The organism is Pantoea sp. UBA5923, assembly GCF_002431095.1.
Lineage (GTDB): Bacteria > Pseudomonadota > Gammaproteobacteria > Enterobacterales > Enterobacteriaceae > Pantoea > Pantoea piersonii.
In genome coordinates, this window is the sequence record NZ_DJDN01000015.1 from 1 (window position 1) to 21,200 (window position 21,200).

Here is a 21,200-nt window from a genome sequence, read left to right on the forward strand (position 1 = left end):
CTTGGCCCGGCGGTCGTCAGCGAAACGCTGGAGCGTATGCGCGCGCAGGGCAAACTGCTCAAGGGTGATTTTGGCCTGGCTGAAGAAGATGACGCTGCCGCCTGGCGCGACCAGTGGGTCGCCGAAGAGGTCTTTAAGCGCCTGCGCATTCGCTCATTGCAGGCCGCGCGTGAGGCGACGCGTCCCGTACCGCCGGAAGCCTGGGTCTCGCTGCTGCTGGAGCGGCAAGGCTTAACCGGCGAGGCGCCGTCGTCGCCGGTGGCGCAGGGAAGCTATGAAGGCGTCAACGGCGTGGCGCGCGTAGTGGAGCAGCTCGCCGGGCTGGCGCTTCCGGCCTCGCTCTGGCAGACGCAAATTCTGCCGCCGCGCGTGCATGACTATCAGCCCGCTATGCTGGATGAGCTGCTTTCCGCAGGCGAGGTGATTTGGGTTGGCGAGCGTTCGCTGGGGCATAACGACGGTCTGGTGTCGCTGCATCTGCGCGAGTTTGCCGCCGAAACCTTGCTGCCGCTGGCACAGGGCAGCGATGCGCTGCGCCTGTCGCCGCTGCATAGCGCTATTCTGGCGCTGCTGGATGAAGGAGGCGCATGGTTTGCGCATCAGATCGCCGCCGCTGTCGCAGCAGCGCAACCGGTCGATGACGCCGCGATCCACAGCGCCCTGTGGGAGCTGGCCTGGGCTGGCTATATCACTTCCGATACATGGGCAGCGCTGCGCCAGCTAACCGGCATGGCGAGCAGCGCGCGCGCAAAAGCGACGCGTTCGTTGCGCACGCGACGCGGACGGATTAGCCTTCCGACGGGCCGTCCAGCTACGCCCGCCCTGCCCGGACGCTGGTCACGCCTCTGTCGCCCAGCCACGCCGCCTGCCCAGCTGGCGCTGGCGATTGCCGAGAATATGCTGGACCGCTGGGGCGTAGTAACGCGCGGCGCGGCGATAGCGGAACAGGTGCCGGGCGGGTTTCCGGCGCTGCAGCCAGTAATGCGCGGGCTGGAAGATGCCGGTCGCGTGCTGCGCGGCCGCTTCGTCGCCGGGCTGGGCGGCGCGCAGTTTGCAGAGAACGCCACCATTGAGCGGTTGCGTGTGATTGCCGAGAGAACGGCTGGCGAACCGCTGGCGGTGGCGCTTTCCGCCGTCGATCCCGCCTCTCCCTTCGGCGTCACGCTGCGCTGGCCTACGCACGCCGTTGGCACGCGTCCGGTGCGCCGCAGCGGCGCGCGGGTAGTGATCTGCCACGGGCAGCTGGCGCTCTATCTGGCGCAGGGCGGCAAAGAGCTGCTGAGCTATGGTGAGGAGAGCTGGCGCGACGCCGCCGTCGCCGCGCTGGCCGTCGCGCTGCGCCGCGAAAGAGCCTCTGGCTTTACGCTGGAAACCATCGACGGCAAGCCCGCAGGCCAGTCGCCGCTTATCGACGCGCTGCGCCGCGCCGGGTTTTCCCGCGAGCCAAAAGGGTATAGCTGGTATGGCTGATCGCCCTGGCGCTGCGCTTAACTGCCGATCACGGTCTACACTCCCCATTTGCATTGTTGTAAGGCTCAAGGGAGAAAAGCATGTCGAAGAAAGCTCTTATTGCCGGGATTAGCGGCGTGATCGGCAGCGCGACGGCAGAGCGCCTGCTGGCGAACGGCTGGGAAGTTTATGGCCTGTCGCGCGGACGCACGCCGGTGCCGCAAGGCTGCCACGCGCTCACCGCCGATTTGACCGCGCCGGAATCGGTAAAGGAAGCGCTGAAAGATTTGCGGCCAGACGCTCTTTTCTTCAGCGTCTGGGCGCGTCAGGAAACGGAAAAAGAGAATATCCGCGTTAACGGCGCGATGGTGCGCAACGTGACGGATGCGCTGGGCGATCGGCTTAACGGCAGCCATGTCGCGCTGGTCACGGGCCTCAAGCACTATCTTGGCCCCTTCGACGCCTATGGCAAAGGTGCGGTGCCGATGACGCCGTTCCGCGAAGAGCAGGGTCGTCAGCCGGTCGATAACTTCTATTACGCCCAGGAAGATGCGCTGTTCGCCGGCGCGGAAAAATATGGCTATCGCTGGAGCGTGCATCGCCCCCATACCGTTATCGGCTATGCGCTGGGCAACGCGATGAATATGGGGCAGACGCTGGCGGTTTACGCCTCGCTGTGCAAATTCCATAACCTGCCGTTTATCTTCCCCGGCTCGGCGGCGCAGTGGCACGGCGTGACCGATATGAGCAGCGCGACGCTGGTGGCGGAGCAGCTGGAATGGGCCACCAGCGCGCCGGGCGCGCAGAATGAAGACTTCAACACCGTGAACGGCGACGTGTTCCGCTGGAAATGGATGTGGGGCGAGATCGCCGACTATTTCGGTATTGATGCACAGCCGCTGCCGGAAGAAACCCAGCCGCTGGAACAGCGCATGGTGGATGCGGAAGCACAGTGGAAAGCGTTAGCGCAGCACTATCAGCTGCGCGAGGCGGATATTAACCGTCTGGTCTCCTGGTGGCACACCGACGCCGACCTGGGGCGTCCGATGGAAGTATTTACGGATATGAGCAAGAGCCGCAAAGCGGGCTTTACCGGCTATCACAGCACGCGCGACGACCTTTTCGCGCTGTTCGATCGCCTGAAGCAGGAGAAGCTGATCCCGGCCTAAACTGCGGTCCCGCCTGCGGGCGGGACCTGATCCTGTTACTCGTCGTCCTGCGCCACGCGCACCACGGTTTTGCCGAAGTTTTTCCCCTCAAGCATGTCAAAGAACGCTTCCGGCGCGTTCTGCAACCCGTCGATAATATGTTCGCGATAGCGAATCTCTCCCTGCTCTACCCAGGGCTCCATCGCCTCCAGGAATTCGCCATAGCGATGGCCGTAGTCATCAAAAATGATAAAGCCCTGCACGCGCAGACGTTTTTTCAGAATATCGCCCATCAGTAGCGACAGGCGATCCGGGCCGTCAGGCAGATCGGTCGCGCTGTAGCCCGACACCAGACCGCAAACCGGGATACGCGCTTTGGTGTTGAGCAGCGGCAACACCGCATCGAACACTTTGCCGCCGACGTTTTCATAATAGATGTCAATGCCGTCCGGGCAGGCCTGCTCCAGCTGCGCCGCCAGATCCGCCTGATGGTGATCCAGGCAGAGATCGAAGCCCAGCACCTCGACCGCGTGTCGGCACTTCTCTTCGCCGCCGGCGATGCCCACCACGCGACATCCTTTTTTCTTTCCGATCTGCCCTACCGTAGCGCCTACCGGCCCGGTCGCTGCGGCCACCACCAGGGTTTCGCCCGGCTGCGGTTCGCCAATGTCCAGCAGGCCCATATAGGCGGTAAAACCTGGCATGCCCAGCACGCCAAGCGCCCAGGAAGGATTCGCCAGATCGTTGCCCAGCTTTCTTACCGCTGAGGCAGGCGAGACGGAATAGGCCTGCCAGCCACCGCTGGAAAGCACCCAATCGCCGGGCTGGAAATCGGCATGGCGCGACTCTACTACGCGGCTGACCGTACCGCCGACCATTACATCGCCCAGCTTCACCGGTTCGGCATAGGACTTCGCATCGCTCATCCGGCCGCGCATATAGGGATCGAGCGACAGATAGATGGTACGCAGCAGCAGATCGCCCTCCTCCAGCGACGGCAAAGGTAATTCGCCGAACTCGAAGTTCTCCAGAACAGGTTTACCGTGTGGGCGCGAGGCCAGTCTCCAGCCGTGATTTTGCGGTTTCGCCATCATTTCCTCCGTTGGTTAAATCCTTAATGCTCCCATTGAGGCTAACAGAGGATGAGAAAGTTGCCTGGCAGGAATGGCTTTACACCGCATCGTAGAAGCACGACCGCCTCTCTGACGCTGGCTGCCAATCGCTAATTTATTGATTTTTGTCAATTACGCCTCAGAAGAAATGTGACCTTCATCGCAGAATTAAGGCGCGATTAAGCGGGAAGGTAATGGGAATTTTGCTAATCAAGGATGTGACTATGACACAACGTATGATTCTGAATAAGACTGCCTTTTTTGGCGCGGGCGCGATCCGTCATCTGCCGGAGGAGGTCAAACGACGCGGCCTGACGAAGGCGCTGATCGTGACCGATAAGGCGCTGGTCGCCGCTGGCGCCGTGAAGCGCGTGACCGATCTGATGGATGCGCACCAGCTTCACTGGGCGCTCTATGACGAGGTGGTGCCGAACCCCACCATCGCCGTCGTGCAGCGCGGCGTTGAGGTGTTTAAACGCGCCGAGGCGGACTATCTCATCGCCATTGGCGGCGGCTCACCGCAGGATACCAGCAAAGCGATCGGTATTATCATCAATAACCCTGAGTTCGCGGATGTGCGCAGCCTGGAAGGTTTCGCGCCGACGCGTAATCCCAGCGTTCCGCTGATCGCTATTCCAACCACCGCCGGCACCGCAGCGGAAGTCACCATTAACTACGTCATTACCGATGAAGAAAAGCGGCGTAAATTTGTCTGCATCGATCCGCACGATATTCCCGTGGTGGCGATCATCGACGCGGAAATGATGGCCAGCATGCCACCCGCGCTCAAAGCGGCAACCGGCATTGATGCGCTAACGCACGCCATTGAAGGCTATATTACGCGCGGCGCATGGAAACTAACCGATATGCTGCATCTCAACGCCATTGAAATTATCAGCCAGTCGCTGCGCGACGCTGTGAAAGGCGATATAGCGGCGGTAGAGCAGATGGCGCTGGGTCAGTACGTGGCAGGCATGGGTTTTTCCAATGTCGGGCTGGGGCTGGTACACGGCATGGCGCACCCGCTAGGCGCGTTTTATAACGTGCCACACGGCGTCGCTAACGCCATCCTGCTGCCTCAGGTAATGGCGTGGAACGCAGACTATACCGGGGAAAAATATCGTCATATCGCGCGCGCAATGGGCGTGCCAGAGGTAGAGAAGCTGTCGCTGGCGCAGGCGCGTGAGGCGGCGGTCGCGGCGGTGAGGCAGCTCTGCCGCGACGTAGGCATTCCCGCTTCGCTGCGCGACGTCGGCCTCAAGCCGGAGGACGTACCGGCACTGGCGCAGGCGGCGCTGGAGGATGTCTGTACCGGTGGCAACCCGCGTGAAGCGACCCTGGAGGAGATTAAAGCCCTTTATCTGCAAAGTTAAGTCGCAATGCCGCCTGTCCGGGCGGCATTTTTCCCGTTCTTTTTGCTGCTTCTGGCCCATCTCACAGTAATTGGCGATTTACCAGGCTTCAATTGGTGATTAAACCACCTGCCTGAGCCGCATTTCTGCTGAGACTACAAGCGGAGCCGCGCTGCTGTTATTCTAGCCGCCTTGGCTTGACGATTGACCAGAGGAAACCATGAAACGTATCGCCATCGAGATGGATGAAGTCATTATCGACTTGAACCACAAATTTACGCCTGACGCCGCTTCACAAGAGGCTCAGGTAGACTCACTGGACGCAGCAAAACCACAACAGTCGCGCCCTGCGCTGTTTCAGGAGATTGAAGAACTGATCGGCGAAGAGAGTTTTTACGCCGGACTGCCCGCCCTGCCTGACGCGCAGCGGGTAATCGAACGCCTGTCGCAGGAGTATGAAATTTTTATCACCACCGCGGCGATGGAGTTTCCGCGCTCGCTGGCCGCAAAGCTGGAGTGGCTTAAAGCGAACTTTCCCTTTATTAACCCGATGAATATCGTTTGTTGCAGCAGCAAAGGCATTCTGAATGCGGATTATTTGATTGATGCTGACCCGCAACACTTCGCGCAGTTCACGGGCGAAGGCGTGCTGTTCACCACTGCGCAAAACCAGCAGGAGACCGGCTACGCGCGCGTCGATAGCTGGCGTGATATTGAGCAACGCTTTCTCTGATTTAAGCTAAATTCGCCACGCGCGTTCGCGCGTATAACCCCCGCGCCTGAAGGAACCGGCGCGTTTTTCCTGCCAGATTTCAGCCTGAAATCGCTCGCGCTTAGCCGCTGTCAGCAACCCCATCAATTTCTTCAAAAAGTCACGGCTTTTTGCTTGATCTCGATCACTATTTTCCGCATAGTGCGCAGCAAAACCACTATAACGATGCGGAGTATTTATGAGCCTCTATCAACATATGCTGGTGTTCTATGCGGTTATGGCAACGATTGCTACGCTAATCACCTTTTTTATCGCAAAGGATAAGCTGTCGATTCGGGCGCTGAGCGCTTTCCTTGTCGGCGCGACCTGGCCGATGAGCTTTCCCGTCGCGCTGATGTTCGCCCTGTTTTGATCCTGCAAGCCGCTGTGCGGCTTCATGCTGATTTATAGACCTTTTCCTGCCGCCAGCTACACTTATCTTTACGCCTCTGGTCCCGTAGCTGACCACCGACGTTTGTTTGCTTACTTCATGCCATCACAAGGAGCGGATATGCGTTTTGTTGCTTTAGCCCTGTTTGTCACCCTGCTTAGCGCCTGTCAGTCAGGCCCTATGGCGCCGGAAAAACCGGTACCCTCCGCAGAAACGCGACAGCAAACCTGCCAGCCTGGCACAACTATTAGTCAGAACGACTGTGGTCATTTTCCTGAGCCGGAATTTCATTGATACAAAATAGTGGAAGCGGCGTAACGCCCGTCTGGAAGAGTCAATAAAGAGAGGGAAATCGCGTCAGTCAATAGCTTGGCTGACGCGAGGGGATTATGAACGCGGTTTATCTGCGTTGAGCTGGTTAGCTTCGCCCAGCGTCGAACCCAGTTCAGCACCCGTAGTCGGGTTCAGGCTGCGATCGGAGGCGGTGCGGCTAGCCATATTCAGCAGATCGGTCTTCTGATCGGCTGGCAAAGTGGCGACTGTCGCCTCACCATCGCCACCGTCAACCGCCGGTGCCGGATCGGCCACATACTCAAAGTTTTCGTCAGAATTCCAGCTACCGCGAATATCGCCTTCACCCGCCGACATGTTGTAGTAGACGTTGGAATACTGCTCGATTGGCGGCAATTTGCCCGGCGGGAAATTGTTGCGAATTGAGTAGAGCGCTTTTTCAAACGAGATCTGGTGCGCGACTTCACGCGTCATCAAAAAGCCCAGCGCATCTTTTACGCCAACGTCATCCGTCATATTGATAAGACGCTCGTAAAGGATTTTTGCGCGCGCTTCAGCGGCAATGTTCGAACGCAGGTCAGCGGTCACCTCGCCGATGGTATCGATATAGGCCGCAGTCCACGGCACACCGCCAGAGTTGGTCAGCGGCGGCCCACCGCCGTAAAGCAGCGAGGTCAAATGGCTGTCGTTGCCGGCACCGGTGATGTTGCGATAAATTTCGCCCTCTTCCTCTGTGCCTTCAGCCAGCTGACCTTTCGCGCCTTTGTTCAGCATACCCACCAGCGATCCAATGATCTCCAGGTGGCTTAACTCTTCCGTTGCGATATCCATCAGCATATCTTTACGGCCTGGATCGTCATCGCCAAGACCCTGAGTAAAGTAGCGACATGCCGCAGCGAGTTCGCCCTGCGGTCCGCCAAACTGCTCCAGTAGCAAATTGGCGAGTCCGGGATTGGGCTTTTCAACACGGACTGTATATTGCAGTTTCTTTACGTGTCTGAACATTGCTCATTCCTTTCCAGTTGGATTTAGCCCTCTCTGGCTGGAGAGGGCCAGGCTTTAGCGTTATTTTTTTGCTTCAACGCCTTCAGCCGCGTCACGCGTCATAAACTGCTGCGTCACGTCTGGCAGATGCGTCAGGCACCATTCCGCCATTGCAATTTCTTGTTCACGGATCTGTTCAAAAATACGAGCGCCTTCGTGGTCGCCTACCAGCTGCGCCGCTGCGATCAGCGAGGTGTAGTTTGCAATTTCAAACTGCTCGAAGACATAACCGCTGATTGCGCCTTTCACGACTTCGTCGTCGGCCAGCATGCCGCCCATCGCCTGACCCATTGCAGAAAGTTTGCCCATGGCGTCTTTAAAAGCGGAGTGCGAAGTATCATTACGGTCAATAACAGACTGTAATAAGGTCTGCTGCTGGCGCGTTTCTTCAATATGCTGCTGAATACGCGCTTTTAAATCGGGATAGTGTTCAAGACGAGACGCCATTTTTTCCAGCATGCTTTCAGCTTGCTTTTCCATAGCGTGAGCATCTTTCAGCCAGGCCAGATAATTCTCTTCGTGTGTCATGATTCACCTCTTTGAAAAATGAGAATGCTGCAAAAGACGGATGTCATCGGATCAAATAATTAGCTGGTTTTCTCAGCGATCATATTCAGTTTTTCATCCGTGGCTTTTTCTTCTTGCAGCGTTTCGGCCAGTAATTTAGCCGCTTCGTCAAAGCCCAGTCTTTTCGCCATTGCGGCCAGGGTGCCGTAGGTAGCAATTTCGTAGTGCTCGACTTTCTGCGCGGCACCAATCAGGCCGGCATCGCGAACCGGGCCAGCTTCAACGGAATCGATGATCTCCTGAGCCTCTTCTACAAGGCCTTCCAGCGCATGGCATTTCATACGGCGGATGCGCAGTTCTTCAGTTTTTTCAACAATTTGGTCCAGGCGCTCAATTTGTCCGCGCGTCTCTTCCAGGTGCGCTTCAAACGCCGCTTTCAATGATTCGTCTGATGCAGCGCGCGCCATTTTTGGCAGGGCACGAGTGATCTGTTTTTCTGCACTATAGACATCGGAAAGATCGTGAATAAAAAGATCTACCAGTGTTTTAATCGCCATTACAGGTTCCTCTTGTCAAATCAGATGTTTGTTTTCCTGGCCAGGACGCTACAGAAATTAATAATAGTTGCTAAGTACAATTGCGCAAATTTAATAAAAACGAAGCGCGGAGCAAAAATGGTTTGATTAATAAGGAATATTCTTAATTTTGGCGAAACGGCCGCCTCTGCTAAATAGCGCTCGGGCAGCCTAAAGGTTATAAAAAACACGAATGGATTATCGGCTCGCTTATTACGACGCGCGGCGTGCGTGGTAAGCAAATTATCTGACGCGCCTGCCGCCGTTGCGCTATACAGCCGCAGTCAGGGTTAAATAGCCACGCGAGAGCGGCTTTACAGGCGCAACATCAGTGATTAGAGTAGCGCGCAGACATCGGCCCCCTCTGGCCGGTGCGTAAGCGTTAACGTCAACCAACGCACCACAGCGGCCTGGCCGCCTTTTGTGATGCGGATCTTATGACCCTGCGACAAATCTCTGCTGTATGCGCTTCGCGCTTTACCCAACCTGGCTTTTTCCTGCTGGTTATACTACTGACCGCGGCAAACCTGCGCGCGCCGATTACCGCCGTCGGCCCGGTGCTGGAAAACATTCGCACCGCCTTTGGCCTGAGCGCCGCGGCGGCAGGTTTTTTCAATTTTATTCCTTTAATGATGTTCGCCGCGCTGGCCCCGGTTGCCGCCGCGCTGGGCAATCGCTACGGCCTGGAGCGTAGCCTGTGGGCGGCGCTGCTGCTGGTTACGCTGGGTTCGCTTGTGCGCTGGCTTCCTGATGAGGCCGCGCTCTGGAGCGGCACCTTTATGCTCAGCGCCGGGATCGCTGCCGCTAATGTGCTGTTGCCGCCGCTGATCAAACGCGACTTTACCCACCATACCGCGAAATATATCGGGCTTTATGCCGCCACCATGTCGCTGACCGCCAGCCTGGCGTCGGGCGTTGCTGTACCGCTCGCGACGTCCGAAGCGGGCTGGCGGCTTTCGCTCGGCGTCTGGGCAGTGCCTGGCCTGGTGGCGCTGTTCGCCTGGCTACCGCTGCTGACGCCGCGCGCGGCGCGTCGGTCAGGCACGACGCCCGCCCTCTCCGCTGTTGGCGCTACGCCCTGGCGCTCAGCCATCGGCTGGCAGGTATCGCTGTTTATGGCGCTTCAGTCGCTGGCGTTTTATACCCTGATCGACTGGTTTACCCCCTACGCGCAGGCGAAGGGTTACAGCCAGGGGGAAGCTGGCTGGCTGCTGTTTCTCTATCAGGCGATTGCGATCCTTGCCAACCTCGGCTGTATGGTGGCGCTGAAGCGACTGCGCGATGCGCGTCTTACCGCGTTCGTCGCCTCCGCCGCCATTTTTTGCGGCGTGCTGGGGCTGCTGCTGCTGCCGCGTTTAGCCGCGCTGTGGCTGATTATCGCCGGTCTGGGCGCTGGCGCCTCGCTGGTGCTCTGCCTGTCGCTGTTTAACCTGCGCGCGCGCGATCATCGCCAGGCGTCGCAGCTTTCTGGTATGGCGCAGTGCGTAGGCTATGCGCTGGCGGCACTCGGCCCGCTGTTCTTTGGCATTGTGCATGAGCAGAGCGGCGACTGGACGCTGCCGCTCTCGCTGCTGGCGGCCCTGAGTTTTATGCAAATGCTGCTCGCGCCGCTGGCTGGCAGCGCCAGGCAAATGAGGTGAGTCGCTGCGCGCAATGGCTTGTAAACAGGCGTTGAGCAGCTGAGTTAACGTAGCGGCGGCAGGGTTGCGTGGAAGATTTCACAAAATTTGCGTCCGCTGCATTGATTCGGCGTCGGCACACGTTCATTATCCGGCGCCAGACGCCTCAGAAAAGGAGATTCACTCGTGCCTGAACTCAGCAATGCGCTACTGGAAGAGATTCTGGAGCAGGTTCGTCCGCTTACCGCGCGCGGCAAGGTCGCCAGCTATATCCCTGCGCTGGCCGAAGTGCCTGCGCACGCGCTGGGGATCGCTATTGCCACCCCCGACGGTCAGACCTGGCAGGCGGGCGATGCGCAGACCCGCTTCTCTATCCAGTCCATCTCTAAAGTGTTGTCGTTAAGCGTCGCGCTGACGCGCTATAGCGACGACGAAATCTGGCAGCGCGTCGGCAAGGAGCCTTCCGGCCAGCCGTTTAACTCGCTGGTGCAGCTGGAGCTGGAGCAGGGCAAGCCGCGTAATCCTTTTATCAATGCGGGCGCGCTGGTGGTGTGCGATATGCTGGAAACGCGCCTGACCGCGCCGCGCCAGCGAATGCTGGAGATTGTGCGTCGGCTGAGCGGTCAGCCCGATATTAACTATGACCGACAGGTGGCCCGCTCCGAGTATGAACACTCGGCGCGCAACGCCGCTATCTCCTGGCTGATGAAGTCGTTCGGCAACTTCCATAACGACGTCAGCGAGGTGATGCAGACCTATTTCCACTACTGCTCGCTCTCTATGAGCTGCGTCGAGCTGGCGCGCAGCTTTGTTTATCTGGCGAATCAGGGTAAAGCAGCGGATGGCTCGCCGTTTATTACACCGCGGCAGGCGAGACAGATTAACGCGCTGATGATCACCAGCGGTATGTATGACGGCGCGGGGGAATTCGCCTGGCGCGTCGGTATGCCAGCCAAATCGGGCGTTGGCGGCGGCATTATCGCGATTATTCCTCACAAAATGAGCATTGCGGTCTGGTCGCCAGGGCTGGATGCCATCGGCAACTCCCTGACGGGAACGGCCGCGCTGGAACTGCTCAGCGAGCGTCTCGGCAGCTCGGTTTTCTGACGCACCCAGCGGATGTTACAGGTGTAAACGCCAGACGTAAGATTTTTTACAGATTTAGCCCCGTTCAGGGCCGTAACGCGGTAAAATAGCGCCTGACGTTTACCAGCCAGTGATGTTTTCATGACCTTTTTCACCCCGTTGCAACAGCGACTCAGCGCCTGCCTGGCTATCCTGGCGGTGCTGCTGTTGTTCGTCGCGCCTGTGGTGTCTAAGGATCTGATGGCGCGCCACAACAGCGCGATGCCCGCCCAGATAGTGATGTCGTCTGGCGACGATGCCATGCCCATGATGCATCATATGGACGGCGACATGATGATGCCCTCAGGACATATGATGTCCACCGACGAGGGTTTCGCCTGCGGCTACTGCGATCTGCTGGTGCATGTGCCGCTGATGATCTGGGCTGCGGTTCCCCTGCTCTGGCTGATGATGCTGATCTCGCGCGCGCCGCCGCCGACGCGGCGCGCAGATCCCCCACCGCGCCGACGTGAGCGCCGCGTTTACCGGCCTCGCGCTCCGCCTTCCCGCTGCGCTTTTTTTTAATCAGAACGCCTGCTTTTCTGCTGTGTGACGCGGCGGAAACGGGTTCATCTTTAACTGAATAAAAATGGATGAGCTATGTCATCAATTCGGGAAACGGTACGGCCACACGGCTCGCTGTTTAATTTGCTGCGCCGCCTGCACTTTTACATCGGGCTGTTTATCGCCCCCTTTATCTTTATCGCGGCGCTAACCGGCACCCTGTACGTGCTGACGCCGCAGATTGAGAATGTGCTTTACTCTTCCGCGCTGACCACCGAGGCGCAGGGCGTGGCGAAGCCGCTTTCGGCGCAGATTACGGCGGCGCGTCGTCATACTGGCGAAGGGGCGCGTATTTATGCGGTGCGTCCGGCCCCTGGCGCGCAGGACACCACGCGCGTGCAGTTCAGCCAGAGCGATCTCGGCCCGTCAGAGTCGCGCTCGGTGTTTATCGATCCCTATACCTTACAGGTTAAGGGCGATATGACGGTTTATGGCACCAGCGGTGTGCTGCCGCTGCGGATGTGGCTGGATCAGCTGCATCGCGGTCTGCTGCTGGGCGACTTCGGCCGTCTCTACAGCGAGCTGGCCGCCTCCTGGCTCTGGGTCGCCGCGCTGGGCGGTCTGGTGCTGTGGCTCGGCACGCGACCGCGTCGACAGGCGAAAAAGCGCTCCTCCAGCTTTGCCTTTGCTCGCCACTGGCATATCACGCTCGGCCTCGTGCTGGCGCTGGGTCTGGTGTTCTTCTCCATCACCGGCCTCACCTGGTCGCAGTGGGCGGGCGGCAATATTGATAAAATGCGCAGCGATTTCGGCTGGCTGACGCCGCAGGTACGCACCGCGCTCGACGATAGCGCGCCTGCTGCGACCGCCGATCCGCATGCCGACCATCGCGCGATGCCGCAGATGGACGGTATGGATATGAGCAATATGGCGATGCCCGCCATGCCGGCCAAAGCGGCGAACGCCCCGGACGCCGACTGGGACAACGTGCTTAACGCCGCGCGCCGCAATGGTATTCATGCCGCCAGAGTCGAACTGCGCCAGCCGAAAGAGAGCGGCCAGGCCTGGACGGTCAGCGAGATCGATCGCAGCTGGCCAAGTCAGGTTGATGCCGTTTCCGTGGACCCCGCCAGTTTCGCTATCGTCGATCGCGTTGAGTTCGCCCATTTTCCGCTGGTGGCGAAGCTGACGCGCTGGGGCGTCGATGCGCATATGGGCGTGCTGTTCGGCTTGCCGAATCAGCTGCTGCTGGCCTTGTTCGGTTTTGGGCTGTGCGCCATGATCGCGCTGGGCTATCGCATGTGGTGGATCCGCCGTCCGGCGCTCCCTGCGCAGAATCCGGCGCAGACGCTTCTCACCGCCTGGCAGGCGTTGCCGCGCTATGCGCAGGGCGCATCGCTGATCCTGGCTCTGGCGCTGGGTTGGGCGCTGCCGGTGATGGGCGCCAGCCTGCTGATCTTTATCGCGCTCGATCTGCTGCGCTGGCGACGCGCGCAGCGCGCCGCTTTGCCGCAGCCGGAAACGCCGCTGGATCAGCAGTCGCCGCTGGGTATCGTGCGCGGTCGCTTCGCCGCCAAACAGAAAGAGATGCGTTATTTCCTGCGCAGCGTGGTGATTTTATGGCTGATTGTCGGCACGGTGATGGGTAAAGCCATTATCAGCGGGGTGATCGATCAGTACCATATCGCCTTTAGTGACTGGTCGCTGATGATGTACGTTACTCAGGCGCTGATGGTGCTCCTCTATACCTCGGTCTTTACCGGTCTGATGTCGATTCCGCTGTGGTATTTCTTCCTCGGCGAAAGCGACGAACAGGGCAAATAAAGCCTCAAGCTGCTCGTCTGCAAGGGCGGGCAGCTTGTTCAAAAAAGTTGAACTCTCTCGGCAAATCTCCCCCCTTCTCATCTTTTCCAGCAGGTTTATTATCCCTCTGTGACCTTATAACGGGAGAAGATGATGAACGTCGTACGTGCCCATCGCGGCCAGCTGTTTGAATATGGTCCCTTTACCATTCGCCGTCTGCGTCCGGGTGAACGCTTCGGGCCGCTGGCGATTGTCGATATGACGACGCTAAAGCTCGGCGCACGCATCCCGATGCATGAGCACGTTAATGACGACATCCTGAGCTACGTCTGGCGCGGATCGGTGCAGCATACCGATCCCAGCGGTGAACGTACGCCGCTGTCGGCGAAACGCGTCATGGTGGTGAATGCGGGCGAAGGTCTGCGACACGAGGAGTCTGCGCCGCTGATTGAAGCGGAAGTGTTGCAGGCATTTATCCGTCCGGCCCGCGCCGGCGGCGCAGCGAAAACTCAATTGCTGGAACGCGCTGAGGGCATCGCCCACAATGCCTGGACATGGCTGGCAGGCCCGGAAGGCAGTGCCGCGCCGCTGACGCTGCGCCAGGCGATTCATATTTACGATATTCGTCTGGAACGGGGTAAATCCCTTGATGTCCCCGCTATTCCAGGCTTCGCGCCCTGGCTGGCGGTGCTGGATGGCGTGGTGAATCTGGATGGTCAACGTCTGCATAAAGGGGATGTGGCTGGCGATACTGAAGCGCTGCCCGCCGTGACCGCCGAGCGCGACGCCACGCTGATCTGTTTCCTGGTGGATGCGCAAGCGACCGGGGTGATGAGCGGCACCATCAGCGGCAGTTGATTACAGCCGGTGGCGCTTTGTTAAGACGGGGAGCAGCATAGCCAAAGGTGCCGAAAGGCCGTAAGCCTTTTGGCAACCAGCTACGCTGCCCGTGTAACGGCGGCGATCAACCTCAGCACCAAGCGTTTTTTATTACGTATGGTGCTGAATGCGCTGTAGCCGGTGCCTGAACTGGCGCACCTCCTCACGCGACCAGCAGCGTTCCCTGAACGCCACGTTTTTCACGGGTTCCGGCAGCGGCACACCCTCCAGCGATCCCCGATTACAGTAGGCACGAACCAGCCTCAGCGGTGATACGCCAAGGTAACGTGCAAATTCTGAAAGCGTCATTAACTCACTTTTCATATCCGTCTCCTTTTGCGAATGTATATCTGCATCTTCGATTCCTTTCAGGGCGAGTTGTTTGATCTGGCGCAGTGAAAAAGTGATTAATTTTTGACCCAGGCGTAAAAATTCATATTTCCTTAACTGGCGAAGCGGCGCTTTTTCACCCAGGCTTGAGGCTCTTCTCTTCTGCGTGCGAGGATACGTGAAACCCTTCCTGCTGCTTATCCCTTTACTGTTGCCCGGCCTTGCTGGCGCGCATACCTTTGAAACGGGAAAACCTCTTCCCCCGGTTTTTATCGCTAACGAAGGCGAACTGGTAATGCAGCATGAGATGCTGGGCTATCAGCGCTGGAGCAGCCAGTCGCTGACTGGCAAAGTGCGCATGGTCATTCACGTCGCCGGACGGCTTTCGGCCAAAGAGCAAAATGCGCCGCTGATCGCTGCTATCCAGCAGGCGAACTTTCCGCGCAGCCGCTTTCAGACCACCACCATCGTTAATACCGACGACGCTATTCCAGGCAGCGCCATTTTCGTCGAGCGCAGCATCAGGTCGAGTAAGCACGACGCGCCCTGGCAGGATTTTGTTATCGACAGCAGCGGTGTGGCGCAGAACAGCTGGCAACTGACGCCACACGGCTCCGCCGTGGTTCTGCTGGACAGGCAAGGCAGGGTTCGCTTTGCCAAAGACGGCGCCCTGACGCCGCAGGAGGTTAAGCAGGCCGTCGCTTTGCTTAATCAGATGCTTAACGATGAGCCAGCGCCGCCCGAGGCCGCACTTAGTTCGTGAGTAAAATTATTGTTTTATTGCCACTTATTCCCGTTTTGCTCCTCAGCCTGACAATTCTCGACTACGCTTTATTTCACCGCCGCGTCAAAACAAAACAACCACGCTTAGCGCGCGGCGGATCTAAAAATAACAGGCACTGATTTTTTAATGATGGCTCCTTAAGCGCCACTTTGTTCATTCATTGCAATCACGACAGGCCGACGCTCACCTGCAAGTAAGGACTGCCATCATGACCATTTTTGCTGAAAGAGATCTCACCCTCATCCCCAGCGACCCCCTGATGTTACTGGCCAGCATCGAGCAACGTCTCGATCGACTGCTGCCGGTTGAAAGCGAACGCGACTGCGTGGGCCTCGCCATGCGCGAAGGCGCGCTGGCGCCGGGTAAACGCATTCGGCCGGTGCTGCTGATGCTGGCTGCTCACGACCTTGGCTACCGCGATGAACTCAGCGGTCTGCTGGACCTCGCCTGCGCCATTGAGATGGTGCATGCCGCCTCACTGATACTCGACGATATCCCCTGTATGGACGATGCCGAACTGCGGCGCGGTCGTCCAACCATTCATCGCCAGTTCGGCGAATCGGTCGCTATTCTGGCGGCCGTCGCCCTGCTGAGCCGCGCCTTTGGCGTGATTGCGCTGGCCGACGGCATCAGCAGCCAGGCGAAGACGCAGGCCGTGGCTGAACTCTCCCACTCCGTTGGCATTCAGGGTCTGGTGCAGGGACAGTTCCGCGATCTGACCGAAGGCGGCCAGCCGCGCAGCGCTGATGCTATTCAGCTCACCAATCATTTTAAAACCAGCGCGCTGTTTAGCGCAGCGATGCAGATGGCCTCCGTCGTCGCTGGCGCGCCGCTGGAGTCGCGTGAAAAACTGCACCGCTTCGCGCGGGATCTCGGCCAGGCGTTTCAGCTGCTGGACGATCTGAGCGACGGGCAGAGCGACACCGGAAAAGATGCGCATCAGGACGTGGGGAAATCAACGCTGGTCAATATGCTGGGCAGCAAAGTGGTCGAGAAACGCCTGCGCGACCATCTGCGACGCGCCGATCGCCATCTCGCCTCCGCCTGCAGCAACGGCTACTCCACCCGGCATTTTGTGCAGGCCTGGTTCGAAAAAAAACTCGCTATGGTCGGCTGACCGCGCGTTTCCCGTCTGAGTATATGGAGCAGCAATGAAGGACACGGACCTGACGAAACGCAAAAACGATCATCTGGACATTGTTCTGCGTAACACCACGCCAGCGCCAGGCAGCTTCGCCCGCTGGCAATTCACCCACTGCGCCCTGCCAGAGCTGCATCTGGATCAGATCGATCTGCGCACCCGGCTGTTCAACCGCAGCATGCAGGCCCCTTTTCTTATCAGTTCGATGACCGGCGGCGCAACGCGCGCGCGCGCCATCAATCACCATCTCGCCGAGGCGGCGCAGACGCTTGGCCTGGCGCTTGGGGTAGGCTCGCAGCGCGTGGCGCTGGAAAGCGAGAACAACTTTGGCCTGACGCGCGACCTGCGCCGTATCGCTCCTGATATTCCGCTACTGGCGAACCTTGGCGCGGCGCAGATCCTGGGCGAACAGGGCCGCAGGCTGGCGCTAAACGCGGTCAATATGATTGAAGCGGATGCGCTGATCGTCCATCTGAATCCTCTGCAGGAGGCTTTGCAGCGCGGCGGCGATCGCGACTGGCGCGGCGTGCTGGAGGCGATTGCGCAGCTGGTGAAGTCGCTGCCTGTGCCGGTGGTGGTGAAGGAAGTAGGAGCGGGTATCTCGCCGCAGGTTGCGCAGCGGCTCGCTGAAGCGGGCGTCAGCATGATCGATATAGCGGGCGCAGGCGGCACCAGCTGGGCGGCGGTTGAGGGTGAACGCGCCAGCAATCCGCAGCAGCGCGCGGTGGCAATGGCCTTCGCCGACTGGGGCATCCCAACCGACGAGGCGCTGCGCGCAGTGCGCGACAGGCTGCCCGCTATGCCGCTTATCGCCTCCGGCGGCATCCGCGACGGCATCGATGCGGCGAAAGCGCTGCGGCTGGGCGCGGATATCGTCGGCCAGGCTGCGGCGGTGCTCAGCAGCGCCCTGCACTCCGCCGACGCGGTTATTGCGCATTTTCAGACGCTGATTGAACAGCTGCGGGTCGTCTGCTTCTGTACCGGCAGCGCAAACCTGCGTGAGCTGCGTCTCGCGCCGCTGCAGCGCAGCGGAGAGGCGCGATGAGCCATTTCGCGGCGATCGCGCCGCCCTTTTACAGCCATATGCGCGCGCTGCAGGCGCTGGCGCAGACGCTGATCGCGCGGGGCCATCGCGTCACCTTTATTCAACAGGCGGATGCCGCCGCGCTGCTGAACGATGCGGCCGTCGGTTTTCATGCCGTCGGGCTGGAAACGCATCCTGTCGGCACGCTCGACCGCACGCTGCAGCTGGCGGCGCACCCTGGCGGTTTAGGCATTCTGCGTCTGATCGGCGATATGGCCAGCAGCACCGATATGCTGTGCCGCGAACTGCCCGACGCGCTGCGGTCGCTGGCGGTAGATGGCCTGATTGTCGACCAGATGGCACCCGCCGGCGGGCTGGTAGCGGAGGCGATGCAGCTGCCCTTCGTGTCGGTCGCCTGCGCCCTGCCCGTTAACCGCGAAGCGCATTTCCCGTTGCCGGTGATGCCTTTTCTCTGGGGAACCAGCAGCGCCGCGCGGGAGCGATTCGCCTCCAGCGAAAAAATCTATGACTGGCTGATGCGCGGCCACGATCGCGTGCTGGCACATTATGCCCGCGCCTTTGGCCTCGCTGGCGGCCGCCAGCCACATCAGTGCTTATCGCCGCTGGCGCAGATTAGCCAGCTGCCGCACGCGCTCGACTTTCCGCGCCGCGAACTGCCCGCGCATTTTCACGCCACCGGCCCGCTGCGCGAGCCTGCGCCATCAACCGCGATGCCGCTGTTTAGCGATGGCAAACAGCCGCGTATTTTCGCCTCTCTCGGCACGCTGCAGGGCGGCCGCTACGGGCTGTTTAAAACCCTGGCGAAAGCCTGCCGCGAACTGAATGCAGAGCTGTTGATCGCCCACTGCGGCGGCCTGAGCGATTTTCAGGCGCGAAAGTTAATGCGCGCTGGCGCGGCGCAGGTCGCCTCTTTTGTCGATCAGCGCGCCGCGCTGGCGCAGGCGGACGTAGCGATCACTCACGGCGGCCTGAATACGGTGCTGGACGCGGTGGCGCAGGGAACGCCGCTGCTGGCGATCCCGCTGGCCTTTGACCAGCCCGGCATCGCCGCGCGTCTGACGCACCATGGGCTGGGCATTCGCGCCTCACGCTTTGCCACCAGCCATCAGATTGCGCGCCGCCTGGGTCGCTTGCTGCAGGATCGGGCGATTAAACAGCGTATGTCGCTGCTGCAACCGCAGCTGGCAGCCCTCGGCGGCGTTGAGCGCGCAGCCGATATCACCGAACGCGCGCTGCTGACGCGCCAGCCAGTTCGCGCGGAGAAAAATTATGACATCGCAGTATGATCTGCTGTTGCTGGGGGCGGGGCTGGCGAACGGTCTGCTGGCGCTGCGTCTTAAGCAGCAGCAACCAGGTCTGCGCGTGCTGGTACTGGATGCCGACGCCAGAGCGGGTGGGAATCACACCTGGTGCTTTCACGCCGACGATCTCAGCGACCAGCAGCATCAGTGGATCGCGCCGCTGGTGGCGCACCACTGGCCGCACTACGAAGTGCGTTTTCCTCAGCTGACGCGCCAGCTCGACAGCGGCTATTTTTGCGTAACTTCATCGCGCTTTGACGAGGTGCTGCGCGCAGCGCTCGGCGACGCGCTGCGGCTTAACCAGACCGTCGCCTGCTGCGGGCCTGACCACGTTCAGCTCGCCAGCGGCGAAGTGCTGCGCGCCCGCGCCGTGATTGACGGTCGCGGCTATCAGCCTGACGCCGCTCTGCAAATCGGCTTTCAGGCCTTTGTTGGGCAGGAGTGGACGCTTAGCCAGCCTCATCAGCTTGAAGGGCCGATTCTGATGGACGCTACCGTCGACCAGCAGGGCGGCTATCGTTTCGTCTATACGCTTCCGCTCTCGCCGACGCGGCTGCTGATCGAAGATACGCACTACATCGATGACGCCTCGCTGGCGGCGGCGCAGGCGCGTCAGAATATCTGCGATTACGCCGCACGTCAGGGCTGGCAGCTGGCGACGCTAGTACGCGAAGAACGCGGCGCGCTGCCGATTACGCTGGCGGGCGACTTCGAACGTTTCTGGCATCATCGTCAGCCCTGCGTCGGCCTGCGCGCCGGGCTTTTCCATCCCACTACCGGCTATTCGTTACCGCTGGCGGCGTCGCTGGCGGACGCGCTGGCAACGGAACAGGATTTTTCCCCTGACGCGCTTGCCCCGCGTATTCACCGCTTCGCCCAGGCGGCGTGGCGGGAACAGGGCTTCTTTCGCATGCTTAACCGCATGCTGTTTCTGGCCGCCGATGCGGATCAACGCTGGCGCGTTATGCAGCGTTTTTACGGTCTGTCGGAGGGACTGATCGCCCGATTTTACGCTGGGCGGCTTACCCTGGTCGACCGGGCGCGCATTCTTAGCGGCAAACCGCCGGTGCCGGTGCTGGCGGCGATACAGGCTATTCTCACTCAACCTTCTGGACGAAGAACATTACGATGAAGCAGACCACGGTAATTGGCGCAGGATTTGGCGGACTGGCGCTGGCGATTCGCCTGCAGGCGGCAGGCATTCCAACGCGACTGCTGGAGCAGCGCGACAAGCCGGGCGGCCGCGCTTATGTTTATCAGGATCAGGGCTTTACCTTTGATGCTGGCCCAACGGTTATTACCGACCCCAGCGCTATCGAGGAGCTGTTCACGCTGGCGGGCAAATCGATGCGTGACTACGTTGAGCTGCTGCCGGTCACGCCTTTCTACCGGCTCTGCTGGGAGTCGGGCGAGGTGTTTAGCTATGACAACGATCAGGCGCGGCTGGAGGCGGAGATCCGTAAATTCAATCCGCGCGACGTAGCAGGCTATCAGCGCTTTCTCGATTACTCGCGCGCGGTGTTCGCCGAAGGCTATCTTAAGCTCGGCACCGTTCCCTTTCTGTCGTTTCGCGATATGCTGCGTGCCGCCCCTCAGCTGGCGCGTCTGCAGGCGTGGCGCAGCGTCTACAGCAAGGTGGCGAGCTTTATTGAGGATGATAAGCTGCGCCAGGCTTTCTCTTTTCACTCTCTGCTGGTTGGCGGCAACCCTTTCGCTACCTCCTCCATCTATACCCTGATCCATGCGCTGGAGCGGGAATGGGGCGTCTGGTTTCCGCGCGGCGGCACCGGCGCGCTGGTACAGGGCATGCTGCGACTGTTTCAGGATTTAGGCGGCACGCTGGAGTTGAATGCGCGCGTCAGCCATATCGAAGCGAAGGATGCCGCGATTTCCGCTGTGCATCTGCAAGATGGCCGGGTGTTTGAGACCCGCGCGGTCGCCTCCAATGCCGATGTGGTGCATACCTACAGCGACCTGCTTGGCCAGCACCCCGCCGCTGCGGTTCAGGGCAGAAAACTGAAAGGCAAGCGCATGAGCAACTCGCTGTTC

General features: G+C 59.9%; 21 protein-coding genes. 16 read left to right on the plus strand and 5 right to left on the minus strand.

The features are described from left to right. Window positions 1-1,470 (plus strand): Lhr family helicase (locus tag B3797_RS03125; RefSeq protein ID WP_422662138.1); only part of this gene is annotated, 1,470 nt, incomplete at its 5' end. An 80-nt stretch (window positions 1,471-1,550) separates the two neighbouring features. Continuing rightward, on the plus strand, window positions 1,551-2,618 hold the full coding sequence (locus B3797_RS03130; protein WP_311790350.1) for an SDR family oxidoreductase: 1,068 nt from the start codon (window positions 1,551-1,553) through the stop codon (window positions 2,616-2,618). Between the two features lie 35 nt (window positions 2,619-2,653). On the opposite strand, the gene B3797_RS03135 is transcribed toward B3797_RS03130, so the two are convergent. Beyond that, window positions 2,654-3,691, minus strand: coding sequence for an NADP-dependent oxidoreductase (locus B3797_RS03135; RefSeq protein WP_120456011.1), 1,038 nt, complete (start codon window positions 3,689-3,691; stop codon window positions 2,654-2,656). Window positions 3,692-3,933: 242 nt separating this feature from the next. Here B3797_RS03135 and fucO point away from each other — a divergent pair, with 242 nt between their 5' ends. The 3 genes from fucO to B3797_RS03150 all read left to right on the plus strand — a co-directional run bounded on the left by fucO (window position 3,934) and on the right by B3797_RS03150 (window position 6,185). After that, window positions 3,934-5,082, plus strand: coding sequence for a lactaldehyde reductase (gene fucO / locus B3797_RS03140; protein ID WP_311790351.1), 1,149 nt, complete (start codon window positions 3,934-3,936; stop codon window positions 5,080-5,082). Window positions 5,083-5,281: 199 nt separating this feature from the next. Continuing rightward, window positions 5,282-5,794, plus strand: a complete 513-nt coding sequence (locus tag B3797_RS03145) for a 5' nucleotidase, NT5C type (RefSeq protein WP_311783400.1) — start codon at window positions 5,282-5,284, stop codon at window positions 5,792-5,794. Between the two features lie 217 nt (window positions 5,795-6,011). Beyond that, window positions 6,012-6,185: a GhoT/OrtT family toxin gene (locus B3797_RS03150; protein ID WP_120456006.1), complete on the plus strand. Its 174-nt coding sequence runs from the start codon at window positions 6,012-6,014 to the stop codon at window positions 6,183-6,185. A 405-nt stretch (window positions 6,186-6,590) separates the two neighbouring features. Here B3797_RS03150 and B3797_RS03155 read toward each other — a convergent pair whose 3' ends face one another. Genes B3797_RS03155 through B3797_RS03165 form a run of 3 tightly spaced genes read right to left on the minus strand, consistent with a single transcriptional unit; the run spans window position 6,591 to window position 8,602 of the window. After that, window positions 6,591-7,499, minus strand: a complete 909-nt coding sequence (locus B3797_RS03155; protein WP_311783402.1) for a manganese catalase family protein — start codon at window positions 7,497-7,499, stop codon at window positions 6,591-6,593. Window positions 7,500-7,559: 60 nt separating this feature from the next. After that, entirely contained in the window at window positions 7,560-8,066 is a 507-nt protein-coding gene (locus B3797_RS03160; protein ID WP_311783403.1) for a ferritin-like domain-containing protein, read from the minus strand. A 59-nt stretch (window positions 8,067-8,125) separates the two neighbouring features. Further along, window positions 8,126-8,602, minus strand: coding sequence for a ferritin-like domain-containing protein (locus tag B3797_RS03165; RefSeq protein ID WP_120456000.1), 477 nt, complete (start codon window positions 8,600-8,602; stop codon window positions 8,126-8,128). A gap of 455 nt (window positions 8,603-9,057) precedes the next feature. Between B3797_RS03165 and B3797_RS03170 the strand changes: the two genes are divergently transcribed. From B3797_RS03170 to B3797_RS03190, 5 genes are all read left to right on the plus strand, one after another. Further along, window positions 9,058-10,260: an MFS transporter gene (locus B3797_RS03170; RefSeq protein WP_311790352.1), complete on the plus strand. Its 1,203-nt coding sequence runs from the start codon at window positions 9,058-9,060 to the stop codon at window positions 10,258-10,260. A gap of 165 nt (window positions 10,261-10,425) precedes the next feature. Then, a complete protein-coding gene (gene glsB / locus B3797_RS03175; RefSeq protein WP_120455996.1) occupies window positions 10,426-11,346 on the plus strand; it encodes a glutaminase B in 921 nt (306 codons plus the stop codon). Between the two features lie 120 nt (window positions 11,347-11,466). Further along, window positions 11,467-11,889, plus strand: coding sequence for a DUF2946 domain-containing protein (locus tag B3797_RS03180; protein ID WP_311783405.1), 423 nt, complete (start codon window positions 11,467-11,469; stop codon window positions 11,887-11,889). Window positions 11,890-11,964: 75 nt separating this feature from the next. Next, window positions 11,965-13,692 carry a DUF2534 family protein gene (locus tag B3797_RS03185; RefSeq protein ID WP_311790353.1) on the plus strand — a complete coding sequence of 576 codons (1,728 nt, stop codon included), beginning with the start codon at window positions 11,965-11,967 and terminating at the stop codon, window positions 13,690-13,692. Between the two features lie 129 nt (window positions 13,693-13,821). Continuing rightward, window positions 13,822-14,529, plus strand: a complete 708-nt coding sequence (locus B3797_RS03190; protein WP_414693025.1) for a pirin family protein — start codon at window positions 13,822-13,824, stop codon at window positions 14,527-14,529. A gap of 132 nt (window positions 14,530-14,661) precedes the next feature. On the opposite strand, the gene B3797_RS03195 is transcribed toward B3797_RS03190, so the two are convergent. Continuing rightward, the gene (locus tag B3797_RS03195; RefSeq protein ID WP_311783408.1) at window positions 14,662-14,874 is read right to left on the minus strand and encodes a hypothetical protein; all 213 of its coding nucleotides are present in this window, start codon (window positions 14,872-14,874) and stop codon (window positions 14,662-14,664) included. A gap of 184 nt (window positions 14,875-15,058) precedes the next feature. Here B3797_RS03195 and B3797_RS03200 point away from each other — a divergent pair, with 184 nt between their 5' ends. The 6 genes from B3797_RS03200 to crtI all read left to right on the plus strand — a co-directional run. Then, a complete protein-coding gene (locus B3797_RS03200; protein ID WP_311790354.1) occupies window positions 15,059-15,643 on the plus strand; it encodes a YtfJ family protein in 585 nt (194 codons plus the stop codon). A gap of 280 nt (window positions 15,644-15,923) precedes the next feature. Then, window positions 15,924-16,781, plus strand: a complete 858-nt coding sequence (locus tag B3797_RS03205; RefSeq protein ID WP_414693026.1) for a polyprenyl synthetase family protein — start codon at window positions 15,924-15,926, stop codon at window positions 16,779-16,781. A gap of 34 nt (window positions 16,782-16,815) precedes the next feature. Next, window positions 16,816-17,850 (plus strand): type 2 isopentenyl-diphosphate Delta-isomerase, encoded by a 1,035-nt coding sequence (gene fni / locus B3797_RS03210; RefSeq protein ID WP_311790356.1) that lies wholly within the window; start codon window positions 16,816-16,818, stop codon window positions 17,848-17,850. Beyond that, a complete protein-coding gene (locus tag B3797_RS03215) occupies window positions 17,847-19,136 on the plus strand; it encodes a glycosyltransferase (RefSeq protein ID WP_311790357.1) in 1,290 nt (429 codons plus the stop codon). Before fni ends, B3797_RS03215 begins: the two co-directional genes overlap by 4 nt. Continuing rightward, complete coding sequence (gene crtY, locus B3797_RS03220) at window positions 19,120-20,283, plus strand: lycopene beta-cyclase CrtY (protein WP_311790358.1); 1,164 nt, start codon at window positions 19,120-19,122, stop codon at window positions 20,281-20,283. The genes B3797_RS03215 and crtY overlap by 17 nt, the downstream gene beginning before the upstream one ends. Continuing rightward, window positions 20,280-21,200 (plus strand): phytoene desaturase family protein (crtI, locus tag B3797_RS03225; protein WP_311790359.1); only part of this gene is annotated, 921 nt, incomplete at its 3' end. The genes crtY and crtI, both read left to right, overlap by 4 nt.

Coding starts and splice junctions, on each gene's coding strand:
- B3797_RS03135 (WP_120456011.1), bottom strand. CDS start 3,691: ATGATGGCGAAACCGCAAAATCACGGCTGGAGACTGGCCTCGCGCCCA.
- B3797_RS03195 (WP_311783408.1), bottom strand. CDS start 14,874: ATGAAAAGTGAGTTAATGACGCTTTCAGAATTTGCACGTTACCTTGGC.
- B3797_RS03180 (WP_311783405.1), top strand. CDS start 11,467: ATGACCTTTTTCACCCCGTTGCAACAGCGACTCAGCGCCTGCCTGGCT.
- B3797_RS03185 (WP_311790353.1), top strand. CDS start 11,965: ATGTCATCAATTCGGGAAACGGTACGGCCACACGGCTCGCTGTTTAAT.
- B3797_RS03145 (WP_311783400.1), top strand. CDS start 5,282: ATGAAACGTATCGCCATCGAGATGGATGAAGTCATTATCGACTTGAAC.
- B3797_RS03130 (WP_311790350.1), top strand. CDS start 1,551: ATGTCGAAGAAAGCTCTTATTGCCGGGATTAGCGGCGTGATCGGCAGC.
- B3797_RS03160 (WP_311783403.1), bottom strand. CDS start 8,066: ATGACACACGAAGAGAATTATCTGGCCTGGCTGAAAGATGCTCACGCT.
- B3797_RS03150 (WP_120456006.1), top strand. CDS start 6,012: ATGAGCCTCTATCAACATATGCTGGTGTTCTATGCGGTTATGGCAACG.
- fucO (WP_311790351.1), top strand. CDS start 3,934: ATGACACAACGTATGATTCTGAATAAGACTGCCTTTTTTGGCGCGGGC.
- B3797_RS03190 (WP_414693025.1), top strand. CDS start 13,822: ATGATGAACGTCGTACGTGCCCATCGCGGCCAGCTGTTTGAATATGGT.
- B3797_RS03215 (WP_311790357.1), top strand. CDS start 17,847: ATGAGCCATTTCGCGGCGATCGCGCCGCCCTTTTACAGCCATATGCGC.
- fni (WP_311790356.1), top strand. CDS start 16,816: ATGAAGGACACGGACCTGACGAAACGCAAAAACGATCATCTGGACATT.
- B3797_RS03170 (WP_311790352.1), top strand. CDS start 9,058: ATGACCCTGCGACAAATCTCTGCTGTATGCGCTTCGCGCTTTACCCAA.
- B3797_RS03165 (WP_120456000.1), bottom strand. CDS start 8,602: ATGGCGATTAAAACACTGGTAGATCTTTTTATTCACGATCTTTCCGAT.
- crtY (WP_311790358.1), top strand. CDS start 19,120: ATGACATCGCAGTATGATCTGCTGTTGCTGGGGGCGGGGCTGGCGAAC.
- B3797_RS03205 (WP_414693026.1), top strand. CDS start 15,924: ATGTTACTGGCCAGCATCGAGCAACGTCTCGATCGACTGCTGCCGGTT.
- B3797_RS03155 (WP_311783402.1), bottom strand. CDS start 7,499: ATGTTCAGACACGTAAAGAAACTGCAATATACAGTCCGTGTTGAAAAG.